The sequence below is a fragment of the Nonomuraea sp. NPDC050643 genome (assembly GCF_040654715.1).
Taxonomy (GTDB): domain Bacteria; phylum Actinomycetota; class Actinomycetes; order Streptosporangiales; family Streptosporangiaceae; genus Nonomuraea.
This window is the reverse complement of record NZ_JBFAIM010000107.1, coordinates 23,811-33,031: the sequence shown is the minus strand read 5'-3', so window position 1 is coordinate 33,031 and position 9,221 is coordinate 23,811. Positions and strand designations below refer to the sequence as shown.

Below are 9,221 nucleotides of genomic sequence, written 5' to 3'. Positions count from 1 at the left end.
CGTCACCGAGCCCTCCCTCATCGCCGAGCGCGTGGCCGTGGCGGAGGTCGATGGGCGGCCTGTGGTCGTCACCGGCGGTGGCCGGTTCGACGTCCGTGTCGAGGACGGCGACGACGTCAGCGGCGGGATCGTGCGGGCCTGGGATCTGCATACCGGGCGGCGGATCGGCTCGGTCATGATCGGTCACGTGCTCGCGGTCTGCTCGCTCACGACCGTCGAGTCCCGGCGCGGCCTCTTGGCCGTCAGCAGCTGCGAGACGGGCCGGCTGCTGGCCTGGGAGCTGGCCACCGGTGTGAGGGTGATCGAGCGGCAGGGCGCCTACAACGGGGAGATGGCCGCCGCCGTGGTCGACGGCCGCCCTGTCGCCGTGACCGGCGGGGATGACCGGTTCCTCCAGGTCTGGGACGTCCTGAGCGGCGAGCAGGTCGGCGCGGGCTTGCCGGGGCTGGAGTCTCCGGTCGGCGGCATCGCGATCACCGAGGTGGAGGGCCGTACCGTGGTGCTGGCCGGCGACGGCCCCGGGCTGCGCGTCTGGGACCTCGCGACCCAGGAGCCGATCGGGGCGCCGCTGACCGGGCACACCGGCGACATCGAGCGCGTGGTCACCGCCACCGTGGGCGGCCGTGCGATCGCCCTGACCGGGGGCGAGGATCCCAACGATCGGGCCACGACCCTCGTGTGGGACCTGGCACGCGGAGAGCAGATCGGCGAGCCGCTCACCGGCTACCTCGAGTCGGTCACCGAGGTCGCGGGCACGCCGGCCGCCGTCATCCGGAGGCCGGACGGCACCGCGCCGTTCGGTCATCGAATCCACCTGTGGGACCTGACGCCGACAGCCCGCTGATCAGAGCCCCTCCGGCGGCGGAGACCGTCACATCGGTCGAGATCAGGCGGCCGAAGCCGGGCGGGACCACGGGCGGGTCGCCATCCGGCCGCCGTGATGAACAGGTTCATGCCGTCCGGGCCGGGGCCGATCGGGCTGGCGCCCGCCACGCTGCCTCTGCCGGTGGCCGGTCCGTCGCTGGTGGCCGTGGGTGCTCGGCGGGGGAGTGCGGTCACGCCGGCGGACGGCGCCCGCGCGGTTCTCGGGCCGCACATCGGCGACCTCTCAGACGCTCCGGCGCTGGAGGCGTACGACGTGGCGCTGGACCATTTGCGGCGGATCTATGGGATCGAGCCCGTCTGTGCCGCGCACGACCTGAACCCCGGCTACCTGGCGACCCGGCTGGCCCAGCGCTGGCCGCACCGGCTACCGCAGGCTCGGCCGCTTCTCCTAGGCCCTGATGCCCGGCGGAGACGCGGCCGTTCGCGATCCCGCGCGCATGGCTCTCGGGCACCTGCTCGGTGGCGAGCTCAGCACCTGCCCGGCTCCCCGCGGCAGGCCGGGCAGTGAGGTCGTCGCCCGCCTGATCGTGCGGCAGGCGAACCGCCACGAAGTTCGCCGGCACCGAGCTCCTGGCCTGGCGGCTTGCCCTGCGCGACGGGGTGTGGGGGTACGACGGCGTGGCCACGCTGCGCCACCTGCTGGAGGCCACGTCCGACGGAGAGCCGGTCGACCATAATCGCGGGACTGCGCATGAGCAGGGTCATCTGGTCTTCCACGTGGAATCGTTCTGCTTCCACGTGAGCTTGTCGACGACGTCGATCACGCCGTTGACGCGGGCGGTCATTTTGACGGCGATGGCGGCTTCGGTCCGGCGGTCCATCCAGCCGGACAGCGTCACGATGCCCTGATGGGCTTCGACGTGCACGCCGTCGGTGTTCACCCACAGGGAGCGGTGGAGGATGTCGTCGCGGACCTCGGCGGCGATCTCCTCGTCGCCGCGCAGGAACAGCTTGACCAGGTCGCGGCGGCTGACGATGCCTTGGAGGCGGCCGTTGTAGTCGACGACGGCGAGACGTTTGACGTCGTGGGCGTCCATCACGCGCGCGGCCTCCACCGCGGACGCCGCGGGGGTGATGGTGACGGCGGGGCTGGTCATCAGGTCGGCGGCGGTGTCGCCCTCGGCCTTCTGCCGGCCCTTCGGATGCCGCAGCCGGGCCCGCAGCGGCGGCCGGTAGCCCTCGCGATAGAACTGCTCGCGGAACTCCTCCTTTCGCAGCAGGTCGGCTTCGGACACCATGCCGATGACGTGATGGTCGTCGTCCACCACGGGTACGGCGCTGATGCCGCCGTTGATGAGCGTCTCGGCGATGTCCTTGAACGGGGTCGCGGCGGTGACGGAGATGACCTTGCTCGTCATCACGTCCGCGACGGTCATGCGCCCGCCCTGGCTGGTCTTCATGGTTCCTCCTTCGGGTCGCTCTCATCACATCTCGCGAAAGCGGCGCGTTTTAGAGCCGGAAGTCCCTCAGCGGTACAGTCGTTGGTCAGCGCGCCGACATCACCAGCCGAGCGTTGAAGCTGGCGCTGGCGACCGTGGGCGGGGGATGGCAAAGCGCTTCGGACGGCCTGCCCGAAGCGACGGGCGGAAGGACATGAACGAACGCTTGGCGGTGCTGCTCGCCTGCCCGGCCGATTGGCTGTACGGCATTCCACTTCGAAATCCACAATGTAAAGGCGCTGGCTCTTTGAGTTTCACAAGATAAAATCCATAAGGCACGGGCTTCGCCCGTACTCCCCAACACAACACCAAGCAAGCTGATCGCGGACGTCGGTACCCCGGTCTAGTTCGCCTCCGCACGTATCGACGGAGCCATCAATCTGCCCCTGGATCAGGTCGATGCCCGCCTGCGACGAATCGTCACCGACGCAGGCAGCCGTATGCTGCTCATCTGCCAGTCCGGCAACCGCGCCGAATGTCATGAGTCGACCCGTAAGCCCGGCCACGCGCCGGACAGGATCATTCTCCGGCGAGCGTGGACTGATCTTGGTCTTCGGCCGCGTTCACGGGAGACGAAGCCCGCTGTCGTTCGGCGCAGGTCATAGCCCCACCGCCCGCCCGGCCTTCCGCGGTGCCCAGGACAGCGACGCGACGTCTCAGCCGGTGACGGCAGGTATGGCCAGCGGTGTGAACAGCGCGCCGAGCCTGGCCACCTGCCCGGGAATGATCCAGTAGTAGACCCAGGTGCCGCGCCGCTGGCTGCCGATCAGTCCGGCGGTGCGCAGCACCTTCAGGTGATGGCTGATGGTGGGGGCGGTCAGGTCGAAGGCGTCGGTCAGATCGCACACGCAGGCTTCGCCACCGGCGTGAGAGCCGATCATCGACAGCAGTCGCAGCCGGACCGGGTCGGCCACCGCCTTGAGCAGCACGGCCAACTCGGCCGCCTCGCCCTCGCTGAGCGGCTGGCGGGCGATCGGCGCGCAGCACGCCGTGTCCTGCGCGTCCTTGCTGTTCGGGAAGAGGGGCAGGGTGGTCGCGGTCATGGGGGAGTCTCCGGACCTGGCTGGTGGTTCGACGGTTGTCTAAATGATAGGTGGTGGTAGCCGACCAGCGATCCGGCGGCGATGAGGCAGGTCAGTGTGACAGCGGCCATCATCCAGTCGTACCCGGCAGCGTGTGCGACGGCCAGGGCGGCGGCCGGGCTGACGGCCTTGGCCCACGGTGGCGGGCAGGGCCAGCCGGCCGGACAGGCTGGCGTAGGCGGTGGTGCCGTAGCGTTCGGTCAGCAGGTGCGGCTTGGTGATGGTGCCCACGCCGAAGCCGAGCCCGAACATCAGCACCGCGGCGATGGTCCCGCTGGTGCTGGCGCCGATCAGCGGCGGCCCGCCGCCCGCTCACCTGCCGCGGCCACGGCGCGGGCCGGGACCGGCGCGGCCGGCTCCGGGAGATTCGTTGCCGACCGTGCGACTTCGCGGGGGCGGCCTACGGCCAGGGCGTGCAGCGGGACGGCGGCCGCGCCATAGAGCAGGGCGAGGATCATCACGGCTTAGCGCCAGAACAGCGCGTACAACCAGGCCAGCGGCCGGGCGACGGGTGGCGGGTGGCGGTGCCGTGGCCGCCGCTCGCCGGCGCAGCGGCGGTTGGATCGGCTTGAGGCCGTCTTCGGTGGCGCTCACAGGACCTGTCGTGGTGCGGCGGGCATGAGGTGACTCCTTCAGATGTGCGGCTGGTGGTGGGGTGCTGAGCCGCGGGTCAGCCGCAGCAGCCGCCACTTTGGGATGCCCCGGCGGTCGCCAGCGGCAGCGGGGTGGCCGGCAGGCCGCCGCTGATCCCGGTGGCCAGGCCGGCCCGCTGTTCCTGGGCCTCGGCCAGGCTGGAGGAGCACACCCCGGTCTCGGGCAGGTCCAGTTGCACGTCCCGGGCGGCCTCCCAGTCGCCGGCCAGCGCGGCGACGACCGAGCGAGCCTGCTCATATCCGGTGGCCAGCAGGAACGTGGGCGCGCGGCCGTAGCTCTTGACCCCCACCGCGTAGTAGCCCGGCTCGTGATGGGCCAACTCGTCGGCGCCGTGCGGCGGCACGGTGCCGCAGGAGTGCGCGTTCGGGTCGATCAGTGGGGCGAGCGCGCGGGTGGAGCCGAGCACCGCATCGAGGTCGAGGCGCAATTCGCTCGCGATGGCGTGGTCGGGCCGGTAGCCGGTGGCGGCCACGATCCGGTCGGCCGTGATGGTCTGCTCAGTGCCGGACGGGTCACGACTGACCACCCGTACCTGAGCGCCGTCGCGCTCGATGGCGTGGGTGAAGAAGCCGGTCACCAGGCGGATGCGGCCGCTTTCGACGTGGGCGTGCAGGCGGGTGCCGAGCGCGCCGCGGGCGGGCAACGCGTCCGCCTCCCCTCCGCCGTAGGCGCGGGTTGCGTTACCCGCACGGATGGCCCAGGTGATCGGGGTGCCGTCGAGCTGAGCCAGAGCGAGCAGGGTGGTGGCGGCCGAGTGGCCCGCGCCGACGACCAGGACATGCTTGCCGGCGTACCGGTCGCGGTCGGCGCCGAGCACGTCGGGCAGTGCGTGGTCGACCAGGTCCGCCGCGTCGCTCTCGCCGTGGGCGGGTAGGCCGCTCGCGCCGAGCACGCTCGGGGTGGCGTAGGTGCCGGAGGCGTCGATGACGGCGCGGGCGTGCAGCTCGCTGCCGTCGGCCAGGCGGATCAGGAACGGTGCCGCCTCACGTCCGGCGGTGCGGACCCGGTCGTAGCCGAGCCTGCTGATCGCGCTCACCTGCGCGCCGAGGCGGACCCGATCGCCGAACAGCTTGGCCAGCGGCGCCAGGTAGTCATCGATCAACTCGGCGCCGGTGGGCAGCCAGTCGGCGTCCGGCGCGATCCAGCCGTCGGCCTCCAGCAGGCGGCGGGCCGCTGTGTCGATGTTGTACGTCCACGGGCTGAACACCCGGACGTGGCCCCACTTGGCCACCGACGCGCCCGCCTGCTCCCCGGCCTCCAGTACCACGAAGCCGAGGCCGCGTTCGGCCAGGTGGGCCGCCGCGGCCAGCCCGACCGGGCCCGCGCCGATCACCACGATGGGCAGTTCGTCAGGTCGTGCGGCCTGCGCGCTGGGCTCCCGCTCGACGGCGGTAGGACCGCAACATCCGCTCATGGCGCATCTCCTCGTGGGTGCTCGCGGACCAAGGCCCGCGCTGTTTTGAAGTTTGTCTAAGTACGCTCGTCGGCAGGATGCCCGACAGTTTAGAGATATGTCAAATTAGAGGTCTGTCTAATCAGCGGCTCTGAAGAAGCGACCGTTCAGGCGCGGACCTGTTCCCGGCGGCCGCGCAGGTGACGAGTGAGGGCGCCGACGACGCGCTGGGCGTCAGCGCCGACCCCGCGCAGCGTGTTGGAGGAGGGGGTGCGCTGCCACTCCAAGCCCAGGTAGCCGAGCCCGGCATGGCTGAGCGACAGGCCCCGGCGCTGGCGGGGCCTGCCGTCGGCGGTCAGCGCGCCCAGAGTGGCCAGGTAGGGCAGGTTCGGCTGGTAGCCGGTGGCCAGCAGCACCGCATCGACGCGTTCCCGCCGCCCGTCGGGCCACGCGACCTGATCGCCGTCCAGGCGCGTGAACATCTCCCGGCGCCGATAGCGCCCCTCGCGCAGCGCCTGGCGGTAGCGGCCGTCATCGAGCACGGGCGAGACGGGCGGGGCCTCCGCGCGGGCCAGTGGCAGCCGGTCGAAGCCGGTCACGCGGAACCAGAAATGCAGGTCCCTCCCGAGCGGGCGTTGCTCCACGAACCGGATCGGCGTGCGGCTGGCGAGCGTCACCCGGCGTTCGACTGCCAGCTCGTAGGCGACCTGGACCGCCGAGTTGCCCGCCCCGACCACGATGACGCGCTCGCCGGGCAGCGAGGCCGGCGAGCGGTAGCCGGCGACGTGCAGCACCGTGCCGGTGAAGGTGTCCAGGCCGGGCAGGGCGGGGCGGTGTGGGCGGTCGAAGGAGCCGCTGGCCGCGACCAGGGCATGGGTGGCCAGTTCCTCGCCCCCGTCCAGGCGCACGGTGAACCCGTTCCCGCCGGTCTTGACGGCGCTGACGCGGGCGCCGGTACGCAGCTCGGCGCCGCGCTCGGCCAGGGCGGCGGCATAGCGCTCCAGGTAGGCGACCACCTCATCGCGGCGCGGGTAGCGGTCAGGGTCCCCGCCGAAAGCCAGGCCGGGCAGGCTGCTGTAGCGGGCGGGCGAGAACAGGGCGAGGCCGTCGTAGTAGCGCGGCCAGGAACCAGCGGCCCGGCCGGAGGCTTCCAGCAGCACGGGCCGCAACCCGTGCTCGAGGGCGGCGTGTGCGGCGGCCAGGCCGGACTGCCCGGCCCCGACGATCAGGACGGAGTCGTTGTGGAGGAGGGACATGTCGCGAACGTACCGTCATATTCTTATATGTCAATATCTTGATGTGAAGGGTAGGATGCCGGGAAAGAAGGGAGCAGGCATGGCCACTACAACACGGGCCCCGCGACCGGACACCCCGCAACCGGACGAGGCGCCCACCTGCGCGCCGGCCACAGCGCCCGGCGACAACTCCGCCACCGCCTGCGCACCCCAGATACACCAGGCCACCCACGACTTCCTCAAGGCGCTGGCCAACGAGGGCCGCCAGCAGATCATGCTGCTGTTCGCCCAAGGCAGCGAACTGTCGGTCAACCAGGTCGCCGAACGCGCCGGCATCAGCCAGTCCGCCGCCTCCCAGCAACTCGCCCTGCTCCGTCGCGGCGGCATCGTCACCTCCCGCCGCGACGGCAAGGAAGTGCTGTATCGCGGCGACCGCGACAGCGTCGCCCGCATCCTCGGCGACCTGCAGACCTACCTGAAGTTCTGCTGCTGACGCTGCTGCGTGTTCCCCGAACCGTCCGAACACTCCGGCTCATCCAGCCCGGCACCACAGCACGGCCCAGCCGGTCATCGTGGTACGTGCCGGTGCGGAGCCGGCGGCCGGGACACCTCGGCCGCGCCCGATGCCGGCACTCCGCTGCCCTGGGGTGAGAGACCGGCGTCACCGAGGCGACGCCCCGCGCTTCACCCGACGGGGCCGTCAGATCGAGCGCGGCCCCGTGGTGCGAGACGCGGAAGAGGCCATGCCCTCGCCAGCATGGACGGGCTCGTGGTGTTCTTCCCCGCCCACGTCACCCGCTACTGGGCACGACCGGACATCTACTGGGCACGACCGGACATCGCCTACCTGCTGGTCACCGATCTGGAGCCGCTGCCGTATCCCGGTTCTTGATGTCGTCGGTCACCCTCGGGTGGGATCTGATGCCAAGCGGACCGGGTGTTGCCTGGCTGTACGCCAATTCGCGCTGTCCCCGATGGGCAGGTGAGTGGCGGCGTCGCAGTCGTAGGAGCCGACCCGGACAATTACGAGAGATCGAAGGGGGCGGGGGAGTGGCCTTCCCAGATCTGGCGGGATGCCTGTTCGGGGTAGGGCAGAGTCTTCGACTCGGTGTCCAGGACGCGGGTGAGGTGCCCGCCGGGCCGGTGGGCGGACCAGCCCGCGTCGCCGGTGGTGACGAAGCGGACCCATGCCTCCTGGAGTTCGCGGGAGAGCGCGACAGCCTCGGGAGTGGGCTCCTCACCGATGAGCTGGGTGCCGACGGGGCTGTCCAGCGTGCCGAACGCCAGGGGCACGTCGAGGCTGTGGCAGGCGCCCAGGATGCCGCCGAGGGCCGGGGCAACCCAGCACAGTTCGAACAGGTAGGAGGTGCCGCCGGCTGCGGCGTTCGCCTCGGCCAGCTTCTGTGACGGCATGCGGAAGAGGGCGTCGGAGTACACCGTCTCCACCAGCTCCTCCGGGCCTGCCTGCGGGAACGCGGCACGGTAGGCCCGCGCGCCGTCCGGCCGCGGGGCGAGCAGTTCCAGGGCTGCGTGGGCGTCCGCCTCGGTGAAGGTGCCATACCGTCCGCTCATGACGCTGAAGTACCGGAATTCGTCCCGGGCGTGGCCGACGAGCAGTTCGGTCCCGCTCGCGCGCGCGCCGGTCAGCGCGGCCCATGGCGTTTCCGGCAGGACCTCGCCGTCGACGACGGGGCACAGCGCGGTGCCGGCCTCCGTGAGGCGTCCCCAGCTCTCCCGGTGCGCGTGGAGGCCGGCGTTGAAGGAGGTGAGCTCGGCAGCCAGGTGCCATGGGTCGATGTCGCGCAGGGCCTCGGCGGTGGGGGCCGCCGCGCCGAGCCGCTCCGCGAACACGGCGGTGACCTGCCGTGCCAGCGCGGGGGTGCTGTACAGCCCCGGCACCGAATGGGCGATGGCCCGCCGGAACAGGCCGCGCGCCGGCTTCATCGTCAGCAGGGCGGCGACCGACCCCGCCCCGGCGGACACCCCGGCCACGGTGACCCGGCCGGGGTCGCCTCCGAAGGCGGCGATGTTGCGCTGCACCCACTCCAGCGCCGCGATCTGGTCGAGGAATCCGCGGTTGGGCGGCACGTCGTCGAGGAACGCGAAACCCTCCGCGCCCACGCGGCAGTTGATGGTCACCACGACGACTCCCGCCTCGGCCAGTGCTGCCGGGTCGAACATCGGGTCGCTCGACGCCGCCGAGAGGTAGCCGCCCACGGGGATCCACACCAGCACCGGCAGTCCCGCCGCGCCGGGATCCGGAGTGCCGACGTTGAGCGTCAGCCAGTCGGTGCCCTGCGGGGGCACGTCGATCGGCAGGGACAGCGGCACCACGGGGCCGAACTCGACCGCCTGCCTCGTCCCCTCCCAGCGGTGCGGCGGCGCGGGCGCGGCGAAGCGGAGCGCTCCGACCGGGGGCTGGGCGTAGGGGATGCCGCGGAACACCGCGTGCCCCTGCCGCCGGCGCCCCTGCACCACGCCTTCCGTGGTCCGTACCTTTGGCTGTTCGGACATGACGATTCCTTCCCTCGAG

The 9,221-nt window shown here is 71.6% G+C and carries 10 protein-coding genes and 1 pseudogene; 4 read left to right on the top strand and 7 right to left on the bottom strand.

Translation table 11 applies throughout. The features are described 5' to 3' along the window. Window positions 1–844: pseudogene (locus AB0I15_RS63355) on the top strand (hypothetical protein); the annotation flags it as partial. 96 nt (window positions 845–940) lie between these two features. Continuing rightward, window positions 941–1,393, top strand: a complete 453-nt coding sequence (locus tag AB0I15_RS63350; RefSeq protein ID WP_358119419.1) for a hypothetical protein — start codon at window positions 941–943, stop codon at window positions 1,391–1,393. Between the two features lie 193 nt (window positions 1,394–1,586). Here AB0I15_RS63350 and AB0I15_RS63345 read toward each other — a convergent pair whose 3' ends face one another. From AB0I15_RS63345 to AB0I15_RS63320, 6 genes are all read right to left on the bottom strand, one after another. Continuing rightward, window positions 1,587–2,285, bottom strand: a complete 699-nt coding sequence (locus AB0I15_RS63345) for a CBS domain-containing protein (RefSeq protein ID WP_358119416.1) — start codon at window positions 2,283–2,285, stop codon at window positions 1,587–1,589. Window positions 2,286–2,980: 695 nt separating this feature from the next. Then, on the bottom strand, window positions 2,981–3,367 hold the full coding sequence (locus AB0I15_RS63340) for a metalloregulator ArsR/SmtB family transcription factor (RefSeq protein ID WP_358119413.1): 387 nt from the start codon (window positions 3,365–3,367) through the stop codon (window positions 2,981–2,983). Between the two features lie 39 nt (window positions 3,368–3,406). Beyond that, complete coding sequence (locus AB0I15_RS63335) at window positions 3,407–3,664, bottom strand: hypothetical protein (RefSeq protein ID WP_358119410.1); 258 nt, start codon at window positions 3,662–3,664, stop codon at window positions 3,407–3,409. Between the two features lie 32 nt (window positions 3,665–3,696). Then, window positions 3,697–3,867 (bottom strand): hypothetical protein, encoded by a 171-nt coding sequence (locus AB0I15_RS63330; protein WP_358119407.1) that lies wholly within the window; start codon window positions 3,865–3,867, stop codon window positions 3,697–3,699. Window positions 3,868–4,076: 209 nt separating this feature from the next. After that, complete coding sequence (locus tag AB0I15_RS63325; RefSeq protein ID WP_358119405.1) at window positions 4,077–5,474, bottom strand: FAD-dependent oxidoreductase; 1,398 nt, start codon at window positions 5,472–5,474, stop codon at window positions 4,077–4,079. Between the two features lie 146 nt (window positions 5,475–5,620). Then, window positions 5,621–6,709, bottom strand: a complete 1,089-nt coding sequence (locus AB0I15_RS63320) for an NAD(P)/FAD-dependent oxidoreductase (protein ID WP_358119403.1) — start codon at window positions 6,707–6,709, stop codon at window positions 5,621–5,623. 79 nt (window positions 6,710–6,788) lie between these two features. Here AB0I15_RS63320 and AB0I15_RS63315 point away from each other — a divergent pair, with 79 nt between their 5' ends. Then, window positions 6,789–7,181, top strand: a complete 393-nt coding sequence (locus AB0I15_RS63315; protein ID WP_358119400.1) for a metalloregulator ArsR/SmtB family transcription factor — start codon at window positions 6,789–6,791, stop codon at window positions 7,179–7,181. A 264-nt stretch (window positions 7,182–7,445) separates the two neighbouring features. Further along, complete coding sequence (locus tag AB0I15_RS63310; protein WP_358119397.1) at window positions 7,446–7,580, top strand: hypothetical protein; 135 nt, start codon at window positions 7,446–7,448, stop codon at window positions 7,578–7,580. A gap of 131 nt (window positions 7,581–7,711) precedes the next feature. Here the strand turns inward: AB0I15_RS63310 and AB0I15_RS63305 are convergent, their stop codons facing one another. Beyond that, window positions 7,712–9,202 carry a carboxylesterase family protein gene (locus AB0I15_RS63305; protein ID WP_358119394.1) on the bottom strand — a complete coding sequence of 497 codons (1,491 nt, stop codon included), beginning with the start codon at window positions 9,200–9,202 and terminating at the stop codon, window positions 7,712–7,714. Between the last annotated feature and the right edge of the window lie 19 nt (window positions 9,203–9,221).

Coding starts and splice junctions, on each gene's coding strand:
- AB0I15_RS63350 (WP_358119419.1), top strand. CDS start 941: ATGAACAGGTTCATGCCGTCCGGGCCGGGGCCGATCGGGCTGGCGCCC.
- AB0I15_RS63340 (WP_358119413.1), bottom strand. CDS start 3,367: ATGACCGCGACCACCCTGCCCCTCTTCCCGAACAGCAAGGACGCGCAG.
- AB0I15_RS63320 (WP_358119403.1), bottom strand. CDS start 6,709: ATGTCCCTCCTCCACAACGACTCCGTCCTGATCGTCGGGGCCGGGCAG.
- AB0I15_RS63345 (WP_358119416.1), bottom strand. CDS start 2,285: ATGAAGACCAGCCAGGGCGGGCGCATGACCGTCGCGGACGTGATGACG.
- AB0I15_RS63305 (WP_358119394.1), bottom strand. CDS start 9,202: ATGTCCGAACAGCCAAAGGTACGGACCACGGAAGGCGTGGTGCAGGGG.
- AB0I15_RS63310 (WP_358119397.1), top strand. CDS start 7,446: ATGGACGGGCTCGTGGTGTTCTTCCCCGCCCACGTCACCCGCTACTGG.
- AB0I15_RS63325 (WP_358119405.1), bottom strand. CDS start 5,474: ATGAGCGGATGTTGCGGTCCTACCGCCGTCGAGCGGGAGCCCAGCGCG.
- AB0I15_RS63315 (WP_358119400.1), top strand. CDS start 6,789: ATGGCCACTACAACACGGGCCCCGCGACCGGACACCCCGCAACCGGAC.